This window comes from Nocardiopsis sp. FIRDI 009 (assembly GCF_003386285.1).
Lineage (GTDB): Bacteria > Actinomycetota > Actinomycetes > Streptosporangiales > Streptosporangiaceae > Nocardiopsis.
In genome coordinates this window covers 1-17,389 of the sequence record NZ_QPNC01000003.1, presented here as the reverse complement: position 1 = coordinate 17,389, position 17,389 = coordinate 1, and the positions used below count along the sequence as shown (strand labels likewise).

General features: G+C 67.1%; 20 protein-coding genes and 1 tRNA gene. 4 read left to right on the top strand and 17 right to left on the bottom strand.

Features of this window, described 5'->3' with window-relative positions; all coding sequences use genetic code 11:
- Window positions 1-129 precede the first annotated feature (129 nt).
- Entirely contained in the window at window positions 130-720 is a 591-nt protein-coding gene (dcd, locus tag DVR05_RS02080; protein WP_116244084.1) for a dCTP deaminase, read from the bottom strand.
- Between the two features lie 141 nt (window positions 721-861).
- Between dcd and DVR05_RS02075 the strand changes: the two genes are divergently transcribed.
- Together DVR05_RS02075 and DVR05_RS02070 are read left to right on the top strand one after the other, a co-directional pair.
- Window positions 862-932 (top strand) — tRNA-Gly (locus DVR05_RS02075).
- Window positions 933-1,228: 296 nt separating this feature from the next.
- Window positions 1,229-2,605, top strand: a complete 1,377-nt coding sequence (locus tag DVR05_RS02070; protein WP_116244083.1) for a site-specific integrase — start codon at window positions 1,229-1,231, stop codon at window positions 2,603-2,605.
- Window positions 2,606-2,680: 75 nt separating this feature from the next.
- Here the strand turns inward: DVR05_RS02070 and DVR05_RS02065 are convergent, their stop codons facing one another.
- The 5 genes from DVR05_RS02065 to DVR05_RS02045 all read right to left on the bottom strand — a co-directional run bounded on the left by DVR05_RS02065 (window position 2,681) and on the right by DVR05_RS02045 (window position 6,355).
- A complete protein-coding gene (locus DVR05_RS02065) occupies window positions 2,681-2,884 on the bottom strand; it encodes a helix-turn-helix domain-containing protein (RefSeq protein WP_232831934.1) in 204 nt (67 codons plus the stop codon).
- Between the two features lie 34 nt (window positions 2,885-2,918).
- Entirely contained in the window at window positions 2,919-3,314 is a 396-nt protein-coding gene (locus tag DVR05_RS27700) for a WhiB family transcriptional regulator (RefSeq protein WP_116244082.1), read from the bottom strand.
- A gap of 715 nt (window positions 3,315-4,029) precedes the next feature.
- A complete protein-coding gene (locus DVR05_RS02055) occupies window positions 4,030-4,878 on the bottom strand; it encodes a replication-relaxation family protein (protein WP_116244081.1) in 849 nt (282 codons plus the stop codon).
- 202 nt (window positions 4,879-5,080) lie between these two features.
- Window positions 5,081-5,572 carry a hypothetical protein gene (locus DVR05_RS02050; protein WP_116244080.1) on the bottom strand — a complete coding sequence of 164 codons (492 nt, stop codon included), beginning with the start codon at window positions 5,570-5,572 and terminating at the stop codon, window positions 5,081-5,083.
- A gap of 285 nt (window positions 5,573-5,857) precedes the next feature.
- Window positions 5,858-6,355 carry an ATP-binding protein gene (locus tag DVR05_RS02045; protein ID WP_116244079.1) on the bottom strand — a complete coding sequence of 166 codons (498 nt, stop codon included), beginning with the start codon at window positions 6,353-6,355 and terminating at the stop codon, window positions 5,858-5,860.
- 180 nt (window positions 6,356-6,535) lie between these two features.
- Here DVR05_RS02045 and DVR05_RS02040 point away from each other — a divergent pair, with 180 nt between their 5' ends.
- Window positions 6,536-7,363, top strand: coding sequence for a helix-turn-helix transcriptional regulator (locus DVR05_RS02040; protein ID WP_116244078.1), 828 nt, complete (start codon window positions 6,536-6,538; stop codon window positions 7,361-7,363).
- Window positions 7,356-7,532 (top strand): DUF397 domain-containing protein, encoded by a 177-nt coding sequence (locus DVR05_RS02035; RefSeq protein ID WP_116244077.1) that lies wholly within the window; start codon window positions 7,356-7,358, stop codon window positions 7,530-7,532. The genes DVR05_RS02040 and DVR05_RS02035 overlap by 8 nt, the downstream gene beginning before the upstream one ends.
- 4 nt (window positions 7,533-7,536) lie before the next feature.
- Here the strand turns inward: DVR05_RS02035 and DVR05_RS02030 are convergent, their stop codons facing one another.
- From DVR05_RS02030 to DVR05_RS01980, 11 genes are all read right to left on the bottom strand, one after another.
- Window positions 7,537-8,007, bottom strand: a complete 471-nt coding sequence (locus DVR05_RS02030; protein ID WP_116244076.1) for an NUDIX hydrolase — start codon at window positions 8,005-8,007, stop codon at window positions 7,537-7,539.
- 134 nt (window positions 8,008-8,141) lie between these two features.
- Window positions 8,142-9,872, bottom strand: a complete 1,731-nt coding sequence (gene argS / locus DVR05_RS02025) for an arginine--tRNA ligase (RefSeq protein ID WP_116244075.1) — start codon at window positions 9,870-9,872, stop codon at window positions 8,142-8,144.
- An 80-nt stretch (window positions 9,873-9,952) separates the two neighbouring features.
- The gene (locus tag DVR05_RS02020; protein WP_116244074.1) at window positions 9,953-10,681 is read right to left on the bottom strand and encodes an SDR family oxidoreductase; all 729 of its coding nucleotides are present in this window, start codon (window positions 10,679-10,681) and stop codon (window positions 9,953-9,955) included.
- The gene (locus DVR05_RS02015) at window positions 10,671-12,191 is read right to left on the bottom strand and encodes a hypothetical protein (protein ID WP_157982376.1); all 1,521 of its coding nucleotides are present in this window, start codon (window positions 12,189-12,191) and stop codon (window positions 10,671-10,673) included. Before DVR05_RS02015 ends, DVR05_RS02020 begins: the two co-directional genes overlap by 11 nt.
- Window positions 12,191-12,712 carry a 2-amino-4-hydroxy-6-hydroxymethyldihydropteridine diphosphokinase gene (gene folK / locus DVR05_RS02010; RefSeq protein ID WP_116244072.1) on the bottom strand — a complete coding sequence of 174 codons (522 nt, stop codon included), beginning with the start codon at window positions 12,710-12,712 and terminating at the stop codon, window positions 12,191-12,193. The genes DVR05_RS02015 and folK overlap by 1 nt, the downstream gene beginning before the upstream one ends.
- The gene (folE, locus tag DVR05_RS02005; protein ID WP_116244071.1) at window positions 12,709-13,317 is read right to left on the bottom strand and encodes a GTP cyclohydrolase I FolE; all 609 of its coding nucleotides are present in this window, start codon (window positions 13,315-13,317) and stop codon (window positions 12,709-12,711) included. The genes folK and folE overlap by 4 nt, the downstream gene beginning before the upstream one ends.
- A complete protein-coding gene (locus DVR05_RS02000; protein WP_232831931.1) occupies window positions 13,314-13,709 on the bottom strand; it encodes a dihydroneopterin aldolase in 396 nt (131 codons plus the stop codon). The genes folE and DVR05_RS02000 overlap by 4 nt, the downstream gene beginning before the upstream one ends.
- Before the next feature lie 154 nt (window positions 13,710-13,863).
- On the bottom strand, window positions 13,864-14,697 hold the full coding sequence (locus tag DVR05_RS01995) for a helix-turn-helix transcriptional regulator (protein WP_198658998.1): 834 nt from the start codon (window positions 14,695-14,697) through the stop codon (window positions 13,864-13,866).
- On the bottom strand, window positions 14,697-15,230 hold the full coding sequence (locus tag DVR05_RS01990) for a DUF6879 family protein (RefSeq protein WP_116244069.1): 534 nt from the start codon (window positions 15,228-15,230) through the stop codon (window positions 14,697-14,699). The genes DVR05_RS01995 and DVR05_RS01990 overlap by 1 nt, the downstream gene beginning before the upstream one ends.
- Window positions 15,214-15,393 carry a hypothetical protein gene (locus tag DVR05_RS01985; protein WP_232831941.1) on the bottom strand — a complete coding sequence of 60 codons (180 nt, stop codon included), beginning with the start codon at window positions 15,391-15,393 and terminating at the stop codon, window positions 15,214-15,216. Before DVR05_RS01985 ends, DVR05_RS01990 begins: the two co-directional genes overlap by 17 nt.
- Before the next feature lie 220 nt (window positions 15,394-15,613).
- Window positions 15,614-17,389 (bottom strand): hypothetical protein (locus DVR05_RS01980; protein WP_232831930.1); only part of this gene is annotated, 1,776 nt, incomplete at its 5' end.

Sequence of the window (17,389 nt, the reverse complement as noted above, 5' to 3'; positions counted from 1 at the left end):
TTGTGATCTATGCCACATGGTATTCTATGGTGATATTGGACACATCACCAAAACGGTTACACCACCCCACGGAACGTGTCCAACCCTGACCATACCGTCAACACCCCCGACGGGAGTGGCCGCATCCGGTCAGTCGGATTCGGCGGGGATCGGGGTGCGGATGAAGTTCTGGTGTGAGCGCGAGGGCGTCGGACCGCGCTGACCCTGGTAGCGGGAGCCGTACCGGGCGGAGCCGTAGGGATGCTCCGCGGCCGAGGAGAGCCGGAACATGCACAGCTGGCCGATCTTCATACCCGGGTAGAGCTTGATCGGCAGGGTGGCGACGTTGGACAGCTCCAGGGTGACGTGCCCGGAGAAACCGGGGTCGATGAACCCGGCCGTGGAGTGGGTGAGCAGACCGAGGCGGCCGAGGGAGCTCTTGCCCTCCAGACGGCTGGCGATGTCGTCGGGGAGGGAGACGACCTCGTAGGTGGAGGCCAGCACGAACTCGCCCGGGTGGAGGACGAACGCCTCGTCGCCGTCGGTCTCGACCAGCCGGGTGAGGTCCGGCTGCTCGACCGAGGGATCGATGTGGGGGTACTTGTGGTTCTCGAACACCCGGAAGTACCGGTCCAGCCGGACGTCGATGCTGGAGGGTTGGACGAGACCGGGGTCGAAGGGGTCGATCCTGACCCGCCCGGCGTCGATTTCGGACCTGATATCGCGATCGGAGAGCAGCACGCTCCGAACCTACCGCCTGGGAGAACGCGGCGGGGGCGACCTCGTACGGCGACCCGATCCGGCGGCGAGTTGCCCACCGACCCCGGAGTTGGGCTAGGATAGCGTTCGTTGCCAGCCAGTGAGGATCACCGGCGGGAGCAAGCGGATGTAGTTCAATGGTAGAACTTCAGCTTCCCAAGCTGATAACGCGGGTTCGATTCCCGTCATCCGCTCCGTTCGAAAGACGGCCTCTGACGTGCGATAACGCTTCGCACACCAGGGGCCGTCTTCGCGTTGGGGGTGCACCAGCGGGTGCACGGGGCCGGGATCGGGCCGGTGGGTGTGCTCCGCCCATCCCGTCATACACACCTCCGGCCGGGGTGCACGCGGGTGCACGGACCGGCCGCGTGAGCCCGGCAACCAGGGCAAACGCGGATGGATCGCCCACCGCGGCGCCCGGGGCGAAGGTTCTCCAAGATCTTCCGCCGATTCCCTTCGCTTCCGGCCCCACCCAAGCGATGGTCCACGCATGGCAACCATCAACCAGCGAAAACTGGCCAGCGGCCGCATCCGGTACTGGGTGAAATGGCGGCTTGGCGGCACCCGTGACGGTGCACCCCAGTCCGAACCGTTCAACGTCCACGCCGACGCCTACACCTTCAAACTCCACGTCGAGGCAGCGGGCCACCAGTGGCCGGAGAACTGGATCCCCCGCCAAGGGTGGGCGCAGGGGTGGGTCCCCGGCCACGGGTGGGTCAAGATCGAGGAGGACGATGATCCCGAAGAGGAACCAGTGCTGTTCGCCGACTTCGCCCGCGAACTGATCGACTCCATGTCCGGCATCGACGAACGCACCCGCGCCGACTACCACCGCGACCTCGACCGCCACCTACTCCCCCACTTCGGGAAGGTGAACCTGCGCGACACCTCTCAGCTCAAGCCCAAGGACGTGAGGGCCTGGGTCAACCACCTCCAGGCCGGAATCCCCGACCCCAGGACCCCCGTCAACCCCAACAACGGCAAGGGCAGCAAGAAGGGCGCCAAACGCGGACAGAAGAACGGATGGCTACGGCCTCCGCTCGCCCCGAAGTCGATCCAGAACCTGCACGCGCTGCTGTTCACCATCTGCGAGGCCGCCGTCCGCGAGGACCCGCCGCTACGCCACTCCAACCCCGCCGCCCGCACCCGCCTACCCCGCGTGGACGACGGCGAGGGCGACCAGGAGATGTGCTTCCTCACCCGCGAGGAGTTCCAGATCCTGCGCGACGCCGCCCACGCCGACGTGCGCGACATGCTGGAGGTGTTCGTGCGCACCGGTCTGCGCTACAGCGAACTGGTCGCCCTCCAGGTCCGCGACATCACCATCACCCGAGCGGTCGGTGCCGACGGGACCGCGACCGTACGCGGCTACCTGGACGTACGCAGGGCGTGGAAGCGCCAGAGCGACAACACCTTCAAGCTCGGCCCGCCCAAGACCCGCAACTCCCGCAGGCGCGTCCCGCTCTCGCCCGGCACCATCAACCTCATCCAGGCACGATTGAAGGGCAAGGACGCCGAGGACTTCGTGTTCACCACCAACACGGGAGCGTGGTGGCGACACTCCTCCTTCTACTCACGACGCTGGGTCCCTGCCGTGAAGAAGGCCCAAGAGCGCGGCCTGGCCAAGAAGCCGCGCATCCACGACCTGCGCCACACCCACGTGGCGTGGCTGATCGACAAGGACGTGCACGTGTTCAAGATCCAACGCAGGCTCGGACACAAGTCGATCACCACCACCATGGACCGGTACGGGCACCTGGTCACCGACATCGACGACGCCATCATCGAAGCCATCGACGGACCACCCACCGCCCCGGCACCCCACCTGGATCCGGACGGCGGCAAGCGCCTGCGGCTCATCTCCTGACCGAGAGGTCTAGGGCCAGAAGGGCCGGTGGGGCGGGCGCACACTCCCGCCCCACCGGCCCGCTGCTCCTTCTCCCTATCTCTTGTACGGGCGCCCTTGGAAGGTTCGCCGTGCGGGAGCGACCTGGTGAGCGGCTCGTTCCACGATCTGCTCCAGGTCGGCGGTGGTGAAGCGGACGTGCTTGCCGAGCCTGCGATGCGGCACCCGCCGCAACCGGACCCGCTCACGCAACCACGACTCCGGTACCGCCAGCACCCGCGCCGCCTGAGGGATCGTCAACAACCGCTCCAGCGCCCCGTCTTCGTGATCGTTGTCAGGCCGCTCGTCCCCCACCACGCACACCTCCCCCGCGCTCGTCACGACTGGCGGTGCGGATCTGGCGTCGCTCGTCCTCCGAGGCGCCGCCCCACACCCCGTAGAGTTCGCCGCGCTTGATCGCCTCGGCCAGACAGTTGACCTGGACCGGACACACCCGGCACACCCGCTTGGCCGCGCGCACCGACCCGCCCTGGGCCGGGAACCACAGGTTCGGGTCCATTCCCCAACACGCGGCATACGCCTGCCAGCCCCCGTCGCGCGGGTCGGGGCGTACGGGGCCACCAAACCGCCCGTCCGCCCCCGACACGCCGCCCCGGCGTAGTGGGCGCGGGCGCGGTGTCCCCGCCGCTACGTGGCCCACCAGCGGCGTCTGCCGATTCGCATCCCCCATGTCCGCCCTTTCATGATCCGTCCGGATCCGTCGTCGCTTCCCCTCTGACGACCTCCTAGGAAGACGGCCCCACCGCAGATGCGACACCCGAACTGCGATCACGAGGTGGCGATCACGCGGCGCCGCCAGTGCTCGCCCGACGAGCCGCGAAGCAGTTCACGGCAACCAAGAAAAAGCGGCGCGAGAAGAAAACACGCGCCGCCATGACTCTCGCCTGGCTGCGCGATCTTGACCGCACCAACCCGAGCCGCGGAGGTGCGTCAATAAATGGATGATGTGGTGAACAAGAAAGGGTAGGAGGGGCGGGTGGGTGGGGATAGTGAGACCCTCGTGGGGTGGGTGTGCGGGGGCGGGCCCGCCCCCGCACGCCCCGGGCGCCGCGCGCCCTACGTGAAGAGGACTACCCACTTGGGTATACAGCCGCGGCGGCCGGTGGACCACCCCACAGACCGTTCGACCTGCACTGAACCCACCGCCGGGGGTGGTCCACCCAAGGCGGGAGCGCCAGACGGAGGCCACGGCGGACGCGGTAACGGCCCACTTACCGGCCCAGTCACAGGCGGAGTCACAGGCCCACTTACCGGCAGCTCTCCACCAGGATCACGACCGCCCGCCGAAGCTTCACCGAGCAGCGCCAACCATCCCTCCCTCTTCTCGCTGCCACCGCACGCAGGTCCGCTTTTCCCAGCGGCCACAAACGGGAATCCCTACCTCTCTACCAGGACGAGGAATTGCCTTTCTCCTCGCGGGGATACGCATTGGGGATATCGCACAGCTCCACCCGGTCACGGCAGTGCGCCAGCCGCCAGATCGGCGCGCCCGCCCCCTCCACCGCCAGACGGTGGTGGGTGGTCAGGTACACCCCCACCGTGCCGGTGCAGGCGGAGGCGAGCGTGCGCGCCGCGTTGTCCTCGCGCCGGTCGGAGTGGACCACGAACAGCACGATCGACGGCAACTTGCTGGCCTGGGCCAGGAGCGCATACCCCGGCATCTTCCGCTTGAGCTGGGTGAGGGGTTCGGTACCGGTGTCGTACTCCACGAACGCGTCCAGGACCACCTCGCCCTCCTCCCAGCGCACGAGAGCGTCCGGGCGGACGTAGCGGCCCCACCTCTCCTTGCACTCGCGCTCCGACCTCCACCGGAGCAGATCAGCGCCCACCTCACGGGCATCTTCGAGGAACAGGGCACGGGTCTCAGCCAGACCGAGGATGTGGTCCAGGCGGGGCGAGTGGGCCAACGCCAGGGCCCGGTCGGAGCGGAAGTTCAGCTCCTCGGGCTCCTTGTCCTGGTACAGGGCGACCAGCACCGCTCCGGTCGGGGACAGGATCCAGTGGTCGGGGGCGTTGCGGTCGTGTGCGTGGCGGCGAAACCGATTGAGCAACCCGTACCGGAACAGGGTCAGCAGCCGGGAGCGGGCCCGGCGGGGTCCGGCATGAGGGAAGTAGATGCGGTGCAGGTGGTGGGTGGTCATCACCTGGTGCTCCCACAGGCCCACCAGGATCTGCCGGTCCCGGTCGGTGATCCGGGGAGCCAACCTCGACAGTGTCTGCTCGTACTCGTTCACGCACGCCCTCCAGGGGTCGTCGCCCTTCCTTTGCCTTCCACCTCCCTATGGAGACGGGCAAGGCGCGGATGCGACACCGAGCACCCGAATCTCCGCCCTCGGAGATCCAGGCGCGCGTGGGCGTTCCTGCGATCACGCCCACCCATGAAGTAGGCGGGTGGTGCCGCTGAAGCGACACCACCCTCATCCCGGTCCGAACCGCTCAACCAACCGTGTTGAGATAAGTCCGGACCACCGCGGCCAGATCGGCCAGATCGTCCGAAGCCCGCTGCGGCGGGGCGGCCAACAGGTCACCCTCAGGAACGTGGGGAGTGGGAACCGGCGTCCGGATCTGGGGTGGCGGGGGCATGTAGGGGCGGACGAGGGCACCCCACTCCTCCTCCGGGTCGGTCTCAGGCGCGGCGTCGAACTGCTCCATGTGGTCGTCGTGTTCCCAGTACGCAGCCACCTCTTCGACCGACGCCACCCGCCGCGCCAAGGTGCTCGGTTCGGACGCGGTCGCCGAGACGGCCGGAGCAGGTGGCTGGGGGCGTTCAGGTGCCGGAGAGGTCGCGGCCCTGTCGCGCTTGGGTGGGTCGGGGACGAACACGAACGTCAGCATCGCGGCCACCGTCGCTGTGGCAAGGGCCCAGAGCTGGCCCGCGAGGGTTCGCTGCCGCCTGCGGTGACGGCCGGTAGTGTGTTGCACGGTCATCCTCCTGCTTGCTCAGGTGGTTGATCACGCCCCGGCTCGGTGCCGCTAACACCGCTCCGGGGCACCTCCACGTCTTCTTCCAATTCGTGCCCTGCGGGGCAGGTGGGTGTCATTGGTCCCGAGGGCACACGCCCCGGAACTGCACTTTTCACCCACACCGCACAAAAGGAACAAAGTTCCCAATGCCAGCGAAAACGGTGCCGGTTTCGCTAGGGTGGTTGATGGTGGCTTGGGTGAACGAGGTTCTTCAATACCTGTGGCTCGGAAACATCACCGGACCCAGAATCACCACGGCAGGCGAGTGCGCCCGGACCGGTCGAAAGCAGCACGAACCGTCAAAGGCCCGCCCCGCTCGCCGGTGAAGTCCCAGTACAGGGCCATCGCGTCCACCAGCGCCAACCCGTAACCGCCTTCCACCAAGAAGGCTCCCCGATCCGCCGGACCGGCCGTAGTGACGACTTCGGGAACGGTGACCTTCGCGCCCGGTCCAGGACCGTCGTCGGTGACGCGAAGCAGGAACAGGCAGCGGCGCCGCTCGAGCTCGATCCTCACCCGGCCGCCCGGAAGCCCCGAGGCGGTGTGCCTCAGGGCGTTGGCGTGCAGTTCGGCCAGCGACACGACCAGGGGTTGGGCCACCGAAGGCGTCGCCCTGATGGCACGCGTGGCCCATCGGCGCGCGGTCTGCACATGCTCGGGGTCGGAGCCGCACACCAGGCCGCTCACATCGGGGTTCATGTGAGCGATGCGCCTGGGCAGATCGATCGTCGGCTGGACTGAAGCCATGGTTTTCCACCGGGTCCTTTCGCTGTCGCTTTGGCCGCCGTGGGAGAGCCCGCGCGAAAAGGATGTGGCCGGGACGATTGCCCGGTGAAGGCTGCACGGAGAGTTCCCGAATCTTCCACGGGACTCTGGAATTCTGTGGAATCCCCCACCAGGGGTGACTCTTTGTGGTCACATGGCCCCATGCACACAGACGAACGCGCCCTCAAGGCCTTCGGACGGGAACTGCGCAGGCTGCGCACGGAAGCCGAGCTCACCCAACAGGCCCTGGCCCGGCGGGTCAGCCAGCGCGGCACCACGATCAGCGACTCGCACGTGTCCGACATCGAGAACGGCCGGGCGATGGCGCGGCCGTGGCTCCGGAAGTTCCTGGACGAGATCCTGGAGAGCGACGGCAGGCTGGAGCAGCTCTGGGAGGAGCTGACGGGCTCCGGCCGTCAGGTGTGGCTGCACGAGGTCACCAAGCGCACCCACGCCGCCGACGCCCTGTTCGAGTACCAGCCCCTGGTGTTCCCGGGTTACCTCCAGACCCAGGACTACTCCTACGCGCTCATCCGATACGGAGCGCCGTGGCTTTCCCATGAACAGGTCCTCGCCCTCGCCAAGGAGAGGAGCGACCGTGCCAAGCGCATGGCCGAAGCCGTGGCCCCGATGATCTGGCTGATCATCGACCAGAGCGTACTCTGGCGCCGCTACGGATCCCCACAAGTGCAGCGGGACCAGTTGGCGTATGTGTCCCATCAGATCGAACGTGAACGGATCACCGTGCAGATGCTCCCGGTCCGGGCTCCACGGCACGCGGGAACATCGGGGCCAAGGCGCATCATCACCACTGCGGACGAACCCGAAGTGGTGTACATGGAATCGGCCGAGGAGGGCCGTATCATCTCCGGCTCAGCAGACATCAGCCGGAGCCGTATGGTGTTCACTGCTCTACAAGGGGCCTCCAGAGACCCGCAGGAGACACTGCAAGCCATCCACGACGAGATGAAGGCGATCGACTATGAGTGACTGGCACAAGAGCAGCTACAGCGGTGGGACCAACGAGTGCGTCGAGGTCCGCGAGCACAGCATCGGAGCAGACGTCCGCGACACCCAGAACCGCGGGTCGGGACACCTCACCTTCAGCGGCACCGAATGGCGCGCCTTCGTCACCACGCTCCACTCCGCCAGCGAGTAGGCGTTTACGAGACCGCCTCGCCGTTCTCCAGGTAGACCGTCGTGCCCTCCCCACGGGCGCGAGTGCCATGGGTGATCCTGCGCGCGATCCGGGGGATCGTCACCTCCGCGATCGAGGCCACGTCATGGAACTCGTATCCGGTCAGCTCGGCTGGGTCGAGGACGATCTGGTCCAGCCAGTCCTGGTCGAGCACGCCCCCGTCGAAGACGAAGAGCTGCTTGTCGCCTTCGGAGGGGTTGGGCGCCCAGTCGACGACGAGGAGTCGTCCGATCGGCGGAGTGATCCCCAGTTCCTCCTTCACCTCACGAGCCACGGCCTGGGTCGGGGTCTCCCCGTGCTCGATGTAGCCGCCAGGGATATCCAGGTAGTCCTTGTAGGAGGGGACCACCATCATCACCCGACCGAGGTGATCGAAGAACAGGGCGCCAGCGGCGACCCTCGGGCGGGCGAAGGATTCCGTGGGATCAGAAGCCATGTCCCGAGACTAGAGGCGCTCGGGTCCGGCCACGGCACCGGAACCGAAGGGGCTGCCTGGTCGTGGTCTTTTAGACGACCCATGGGTGGCCGGGGCGGGTCCCATACAAGGATTCGCCGCCCCGGGACGGCTTTCTACAGTCGCTCGGGGGCGGTGATGCCGAGCAGATCGAGCCCCCGCTCCAGAACGGCCGCGGTGTGTGCCGCCAGAGCGAGACGTGACTCGCGCACCCGCCCCTCGGACTTGAGCACGGGGCAGTTCTCGTAGAAGGAACTGAACGTGGTCGCGAGGTCGAACAGGTACGTGGGCATCCGGTGCGGCTGGAGGTGGGCGATGGTCGTCTGCACCGCGTCCGGGAAACGGGCCAGGCGCAGGGCCAGATCGCGTTCGGCCCGCTCCGTCAGCATTACTGACGATCCGAGCGAGGGGGTCTCGCCCGCGCGGCGCACGATCGAGCGGATGCGCGCGAGCGCGTACTGGAGGTAGACGGCGGTGTTGCCGTCCATGGCCAGCATCCGGTCCCAGTCGAAGACGTAGTCCTTCTCCCGGTCCGAGGACAGGTCAGCGTACTTCACCGCGCCGATGCCCACAGCACGGGCGATGTCGTCCCGTTCCTGCTCGGGCAGGTCGGTCCGGTCGGCCACCATGGCGCCCGCGCGCTCTACGGCCTCATCGAGCAGATCGGTGAGCTTGAGCGAGGCACCGGCGCGGGTGCGCAGCATCCGGCCGTCCTCGCCCAGGACGCTGCCGAACCCCACATGCGTCGTCGTGGTCTCCGGGCTGACCCAGTCGGCCTTACGGGCAGCCGCGAAGATCATCGCGAAGTGCAGGGCCTGCGGGGCACCCACCACGTAGATGAGGTGGTCGCCCTTGAGGTCCTGGGCCCGGTAGCGGATCGTGGCCAGATCGGTGGCGTCGTAACCGAATCCCCCATCGCGCTTGCGCACGATGAGCGGCACCGGCTGGTCGTCGCGGCCGGTGAACCCGTCAAGGAACACGCACAGGGCGCCGTCGCTGTCCTCGGCGATGCCGCGCCGGACCAGCTCGTCGGCAACGTCGTTCAACCAGGGCTGGTAGGTGCTCTCGCCCTTGTAGTCGTCCGGGGTCAGGCGGACGCCGAGCAGCTCGTAGACGGCCTCGATGTGGTGCTTGGACTCGGTGAGCAGCCGGTCCCACAGCTCCAGCGTGGCGGGGTCTCCGGCCTGGAGGGCGACCACACGGGCGCGGGCGCGTTCAGCGAAGTCCTCGTCGGCGTCGAACTTGGTTCGCGCCTGCTGGTAGAAGACGTTCAGGTCACCGATGCTGAACTCGCGCTCGGCCAGACCCTCGTCGATGAGGTGCTCGACCAGCATGCCGAACGGCGTCCCCCAGTCGCCGATGTGGTTCTGCCGGATGACCTCGTGTCCGGCGAACTCCATGAGTCGCACCAGGCTGTCACCGATGATGGTGGACCGCAGGTGACCGACGTGCATCTCCTTGGCCATGTTGGGCGAGGAGTAGTCGATGATGACCCGCTGGGGGCTGGTGGCCGGTACGTAGCCGAGGCGGGGATCGGCCGCGAGCCGGGCGACGTGTTCTCCGAGCCAGGACGTGGACAGGGTGATGTTGATGAACCCCGGCCCGGCCACCTCCACGTTCTCGGCCATGTCACCCAGATCGAGGTGGGCGACGATGGCCTCGGCGACCTCGCGGGAGGGGCGTCGGAGTCGCTTGGCCAGCGCCATAGCGGCGTTGACCTGGTAGTCCACACCCTCTCGCTGGGAGGGTCGGACCACGGCGTCCTCGATCGTGCACGCTACGTCGAACGCGGCACCGACGGCAGCGACGACGCGCTGTCCGAGGTCCTCTCCGATGTCCCCTACCACGGTGACTCCGTTTCCTGTTCTTGGTTCCCGGGCCTGGGAGCCCGGGGTTTGGTCAAGTGTGTCATGCGCGTTGTGCCTGATCACTCGTATAACGGGGCTCCGAGGTGCTCGCCCGCGTCCACGTGGATCACCTGTCCGGTGACCGATGCGGCACCTTCGAGGAAGAACAGGGCCGAGGCGACGTCCTCCAGGTGCGCGGGGCGGCGCAGTGGTCCTCGTCGCCGGGCGAGAACGCCGAGTGCCTCGGCGTCGTGTCCCGGTGGGGGCAGGAGCAGTCCGGGGGCGATGGCGTTGACGCGCACCCGTGGGGCGAGGCGTTTGGCCGCCATCAGGGTGAGTGCGGCCAGTGCGTGTTTCGACAGCTCGTAGCCGGGCCGGAGCCCATCAGTGAGCGGTAGGCGTGCGTCGAGCATGTTCACGACGTGCCCGCCGTTTCGGGACAGGACGTCGAGGAGCAGAGTGGGTGCGAGGAGATGGACGCGCAGTCCTCGTTCGAGGTGTTCGATCTCCGTCACCGAGTGGCCTGATGGGAAAGGGGAGGCGTTGTTGACCAGCAGGGTCGGCGGGAAACGCGTGTCTCTCAGGTCCCGTGCCCAGTCCTGGACCCGTACCGTGTCCTCCAGGTCCAGGTGGTGTGTGAAGACAGGCGTGCCGAACTCCTCACGGAGTTCGAAGGCGAGAGGGCCCAGTGCGCTCGTCCGCGCATGGAGGTGGAGGGCGTAGCCACGTCTGGCGAGACTGCGGGCCAGGTATGCGCCAACGCGCCGACCAGCTCCGGTGATCAGAGCGCATCGAGGGTCACGGGACATCCCGGTTGCCTTCCCTTGCGGCGGCTTGCTCCGTATAGGCGCTGACGAACTCGTGGAAGACCCGCGGCGACCCTCCGACGTGCCGCATGGGGGCGACCAGTCGGGAGAGCTTGCCGAACTCGTCGTCGTTGAGTGTGTGAAGGCGGTCCGCGGCGAACAGGCCCTGTACCGGGTCGTGGGTGAGACCGGCGACCCCTTCCCTGGCGCCCTCGTTCAGGTGCAGCCATACGGGACGCGCTGTAGCGGCGTAGGCCGAACGCACCGCCTCCAGCACCGCCGCGTCGGGCGGGCTTGGGAAGAGGGGCATGACGTCGATGTCACTGAAATAGGGGTGCCACATCCCCTCCGGGGCCAGCGGCAGGGAACCGGTCAGTGCCAGGGCTATGCGGGTACGAGCGTGCTCGGGGAGCCGTCCGGCCAGTTCCTGAACGGTCCGGGTGTGGCGCTGGTGTTCTCGGCGGCACTCCTCGTCGGTATAGCGGGAGGTCAGATGGCAGAACAGCTTCTTCACCGTCTGTTCCAGTCTCCAACCGGGTCTCGGCTCCGTCCGGCGCGCCGTGTCCAGAAGCTGCTCGGTCCTCCTGCGGTTCAACGCACCGCCGAGCAGAACCCGGTTGAACGCCTTGATACGGCGCACGGCCCCGGACCGTGTTCCAGGGGTCACGAGGGCGGCCACGGCGTCAAGGAGAGGCGCCACGAGTCCGGGACGGACCGCACCCGGAGTGCCGGGCAGATCCGCCACGTAGAGCCGGAGTTCGGTCCGCAGGTCGGTGAGTCCTTCGGGGAAGGCCTCCAGCGGATCACTCCGGGAAGGACGTCCGCCGTACCCCGTGGGTGTGACGCGCGCGGGGAACCCTGGTTCCAGCAGGGACATGAGGCGGATCTCGTCCTCAGTCCACGGCACATAGGCGACGACACCCCAGTCGGCCATGAGACGTCCCTGGACCGCGTAGTTGGCGACCTGCATGGCCGCGCGTTCCCGGATCAGGTTCTCTCCGTGGCCGCGACCGGTCCCACGCTCGAAGCGTCGACGCCTGCGCAGCTCCTCGCCCATGGCGGCTCTGATCCGGCTGCCACCCGGCCTGGCAACGGCGCACTGGAACCGGCGCGCGGCGGCCGTCACCTCGGCCTCGAAGGCCTCGCGCCCCTCGGCTAGCAGCTCGGACCAGAGCACGACGCGACACGGGATCGCACCTCCGGCGAAGAGCGCTTCGAGATTCGGGCGAAGCGCCGGCCACAGTTCCGCCACGGAGGGTGCTTGTGGCGGGAGCATCCAGCTCCTGGCCACGGCGAGGTCGTCCACGATGACCACCAGTTCATTGGCTTCCCGCCGTCGCAGCTCGGCGACGAACTCGTCCGAACGCAGCAGTTCGGCTAGGCCGAAGGCCGGATGCCGCTGTTCGTCGCCGTCGAGGGAGGCGAGTACCAGTTCGGAGGACGGGACGAAGAAGCCGTGACGGCGCCGACAGGGGACGCAGACGATGGCCACGGCACAGCCCTTTGCGCGCATCAGCCGTTCCCGTCTTCGGTCAGGGCGCCGATCCGCACCAGGGCCGAGGTGTCCAACCCCGCGGCTATCTCGCCGTAGGACACTCCGAGGCGGGGGTGGATGCGCTCACCCGCCAGATCCGTCAGGGGAACCGCCGTGTGTGCGAAGACCTCGATGTCCGGGTGCGGAACCTCGAACGCTCCGACGGACCCGCTCAGGTCACCTGCGGTCAGGATGTCCAGGTCGACGGTTCGTGACACCCATGCGGACGTGTCCGACCGACGACGTCCCATCAGATCCTCGACCGATTCCAACGCCCCCTTGAGTTCGAAGAGGGACCCGGACCACTCCAGTTCGACGGCGAGGTTGAGGAAGTCCCCGGTTCCCGGTGGCATCCCCACAGCCGGGGAACGGTACACGGGCGACGACGCGGTGACGTGGAACCTCTGTTCGAGAAGCGCGTACACGGCCGGGACATGCCGTTCAGGCCGGATGTTGGAACCGATCCCCACCACAGCCGAAATCGGGTTGGGCACTGTCATCGCGAGGCACCGCCCAACGCGAAGAACTCACCGCGCGTTCGATCGTCCTCCAGGAGCAGACCCCGCAGGGAGGACGTCACGGTGGAGGTGCCGGGCGCCTGAACCCCGCGAAGGGTCATGCAGGTGTGTTCGGCACGCAGGACCACACCGACGCCGCGCGGGCTGAGCCGCTCGTCCAGCCACTGGCTGATCTGTTTCGTCAGACGTTCCTGGACCTGTGGGCGCCGCGCCCAGTGCTCGACCACGCGCGCGAGCTTCGACAGTCCCACGATCCTCTCCCCCGGCAGATAGCCGACGGTGGCCTGCCCGGTGAAGGGCAGGGCGTGGTGTTCGCAGATACTGACGAAGGAGATGTCCCGCTGGATGAGGAGCTCCTCATAGCCCTCGTCGTTGGGGAAGGTGGTCAGGTCGAAGTCGCGCGGGGTGAGCAGCTCGACATAGGCCTTCACCATGCGTGCCGGGGTGTTCTCCGTGGACTCGGTGGACAGGTCGACACCGAGCGCTCGCAGCATCCCGGTCGCGGCGCGCTCAGCGGTTCCGATGTCCGGGAGGGAAGAGCGCGGAGTACCGTTCGGTGCTTGGAGTGCTGAACTGTGGAGACTCATGCGGGTACCGCCTCCGCCCAGTGCTTCTCGGGGGCGAAGTCGGCGGGGGTCCGCTCGATCACCACGCCGACACTGTCGGCGAACCTGAGGGCTCCGGGCTTGTGGACCCTGACCCTGACGTGTGGGGCGTCGTGTTCTGTGACGAGGACCCTGGCGATCTCCGTCGCCAACGCCTCCACCGTGAACCAGGTCCGGCCCTCCACCACCCGGATCACGCCCTTGGTCGGGGTCCGGTAGTTCCAGGCGTCCGCCAAGACGTCGCTGCGTCCCGCGTTCCGTGCGTCCGCGCCGATCCGGAGCCCGATCACGACGTCGCTGCGGTCGCGGCGCTCCTCGTCCGTGCAGCCGATGACGCATCGGAGGCGAAGGCCGTCGATTTCGACCACATCCATGGCCACCAGAATTCTCCTCCCACTGATATCAACGAACTCGCTCAGATCCTAGATACGCACGGAAGGAGAATCCACGGGTTTCCCGTTATTGAATAAAATCAAGCGAGGAACCGAAACGGGAAGGCGACCGGGCCTGGTTCGGACTCATCAGAGGTTATTCACGAAACGCTTCCGCTGCGCGCCGGATGAAGTCTCGGGCCTCCGCGCCGAACAGTGCGTGTTCTTCGAAGAGGCGGAAGGTCTCCGCGTAGAGGGCGACGTCCTGCGCGGACCGGATGAGGAGGGCCCCGGTGAACGTCTCGACCGTCGCCAAGGACTGGTCGTAGACGGTGAACGTGGACAGCGGCCCCTCCGGAACCGGCCCCCGTTCCAGAGGAAGAACCCCCACCCGGACGTTGGGAAGCTCCGCCAGAGCGGCGATCCGTTCCAACTGCACCGACATCTCACTGCGTGGACACAGGGGCCACCTGAGCGCCTGCTCGGTCAGGAGAAAGGTGAAGTCCTTGCCAGTGTCGTACAGGACGGACTGGCGCTCGAACCGCTTCATCAGGGCACGCGTGTGGTCCCCGGGCAGACTCGCCAGGCTCGCTCGGGCGTACTCCGGCGTCTGGAGCAGTCCCGTGATCATGGCCGGGAGGAAGTAGCGAAAGGTCGTCGAGGTGGCTTCGAGAGTCGCCAACTCCGCCTGTTTGTGGTGCAGCCCGCGCCGCAGTGAGGAGCGCCAGTTCTGGTACTGCGTGTTGGCTACGCGCGCCAGAGCGGAGATCTCCTCCACTTCTTCCGGCGTGGCCTTCAATACGCGCAGGATCCGTTCGACATCGAACGCCGTGGGAACCGTCTTCCCGGTTTCGATCTTCGATATCTTGCTCTGGCTCATTCCGACGCGCGAGGCGAGTCGTTCGCCGGTGAATCCCGCTCTCTTACGCACACGACGGAGCGCCTCGGACAGTTCTCCGCGGCGCCCGTCGATGCTCTCCGGTTCCAGCACTATGTGTTCAGTCGTGCCCTGTACTGCTCGTAGGGGATCCCCATCCGGAGCGCAGCGTCCCTGCGGGAGATGTAGTCTCCGACATCCGCGCCTTCGAGAAGGATCCGGTCGATCTGCGTGCCATCGTCCTCGTACCGCATGAGGACGACGTGCTCGTCGTCGAAGAGCCAGAAGTCCTCGTGCGCCGGGAACGGAAGGTCCGCCGGGGAGTCGGTTTCGAGGATCCGCACGTCCTCGCCCGCCAGGATGTTGAAGTCGTACCCCCACTCCATCTCGTAGCGCAGGTAGTCCGACAGCGGCGGCGTCACGACATGGACACGCTCCACCTTGCGCCCGGTCGCTGTGAACCTCCGGACCCGGTGCAGCCACGGGGAGTCCGCCAGTTCCTCGTCCGGTCGCGGCTCGCCAGCCAGGAAGCGCCGGAACTCCTCGTCCTCGGAGGCGACCCCGTAGACCGGCAGGGTCTCCAACCGGAACGCGTAGTCCTTGAAGGCGTCGAAGAACTCGCGCCAGGCGTCACCTTCCAAGCGCACGGGCGGCCTCCTCCCACACCCTCCGGGGAATCTCGACAACGGCCTCGCCGTCAGGGCTGTCCAGGCTCGTGACCAGGTCGCCCTGGACCACGATCGAGTTCCTGTCAGTGGTGAACACCTTGGGGCAGTCGTCGCCCTTGCAGTCACCGGCGATCTGGACCATGTCCACGGTCGTACCTCCGCGATAGGGGGTTGCGCTCCGTAATCTACGCATGCGCCGCGCCCGAGTCCAGGAATACCCCGAATATTCGTGTCCTGGAATTTTTCGATTCTCAGCGGTGCCGACTGGGCTCGGATTCGTCGATGGCGATGCGCGAGTGCGCGACCGATGCCACCACCCGACGAGCGTTCGAAAGCGAGCCCTCCCGTGTTCCCCGCAGGATCTACCGCTTGGGCGGTGCCGTCGGCCAGGCGGTTCCCACTACGGCTGTGTCGAGGACATCCCCGAGCCTCAGCCAGGCGTTGTCACCGCTGTTCGCCCCGGGGTTGGCAGCGAACCTCTTCCACGCTGTGACATTCGAGCCGAGGGCCTCGCGGACGACCGACGCGACAGCCGGGTGTCCTTCGCGGTAGTGGCCTCCACGAACACGGAGAGCGGACCAGAGTGGCAGGGCACGCACCACCTCGTCGCGCACGTCGGGCAGTGACAGGACCAGTTCCGCCCACCCGTGCCTCAGGTGGGGTCCGCCGCCCAGGCGGCGGCGTAGATCCCATGTCAACCGAAGCAGCGCAGCCTCGGGCTCTGCGTGGCGTTCCAGAACATCAGAGAAGATCTTCCTTCCGTTGAAGGTCGCACCGGCGAGCGAGAGCAGGGCCTTCTCCACCAAGGCGTCGTCACCGGGATGGGAGTCCAAGTACCGGTTGAGCTCGTCTGTGGGCAGGCGAGCCAGGTCCTGGCGGCTCACCCGATCGGGCGTGCCGAGCGGTGTCTCTTCAAGTTCCGACGGTTCGTCCGGTTCGGCCAGCAACTCCCTGATCGCGGACAGATCCTCCCGCAGCCGATCCGTGGGGGCGGGCTCCGGGCGGCGGTTCCACGGTTGGCCATCCGCTCGGAAGGGTGCCTGCGCAGCGCGGATGATTGGGCGGACGCTAGTACGAAGCTCGGGCGTGATCCCAGGAAAACGGGTCAGAGTCTCCCGCAGCCAGCGGAGGCTGTCAGGCCTCTCGCTGGACCTGTCATAGGCCTCCTGCCAGTAGGGGATGACCTGCACTGCGGCAGTCGCGAACCGCCGCCCGAGCTCCGTTAGTGTCTCGGCAGAGGTACGCCAGGTACGGTGGCGTCCGAACCGATCGGTGGCTTCGTTCGGGTGGAGGATGTGCTTCCAGTTCTTGGTGACGCGCTGCTCGACCCAGTTCACTGGCTCATCGAGCACCATCCGCACATAGAACTGGTCGTCTTCGAGCGCCAGGTCCAACAGGTGCAGCCGCTTCTCGCCGTGCTCGGAGATCTCTGCGGCGAGCCGCTCTCGTACCTCATCAGTTGTGGAGCCGTCGAGTCGCATTCGAGCGGCCCGCGCACTCAGTAGCACAGCGGGGAGGCGCTGCAGGTCGTACTCGGCGAGTTCGGTGAGCAACTCCGGTTCCACGTCCCAGGGAAGATCGCTGAGGAGCGCATTCCGGACGCGCTGTTCCGCCGCCGTCCCGGTGGCCCAGTCCAGGATCTCCCGGTGTCGCTCGGGCTGGGAAGCAAGGGTTCGGTGCCACATGGTGTTCCACGCCGAGTGAGCGGCCTCGATGCGGGACAACCTCAGGTCGATGCTCTCCCCTTCACGTCCGCTTCGATCAGGTGCTTTGGGAAGCAGCTCTAGGGCGGCCCGGAATACCTCGTCGTTCAGGGGCGTGAAACTGAGGACCCTCTGGGCCGCGGTGGGGGCGTCCAACAGTTCGGGGACCATCGCGGGGACGTGCTCACACCTGCTCCGCAGCTCGTCTACCACGGCCCGAGGGAGCGGACCGCCCGCCTGCGCCCAGCCCAGGAGGGCCAGCAGCCCATCGTCGACCTCACTGAGGAGGTGAGTGCGTACCTCGTCCGGGCAGGAGGGATTGTCGAGCGCGGCGATGGCCAGGCGCGGAGGTCGGGAATCACCGGGCATCCTGTACTCCAGTTGTAGATCCGTTTTGTCATGATTCTTGGGCTGCCTGTCTGCGGTAGTGGCAGT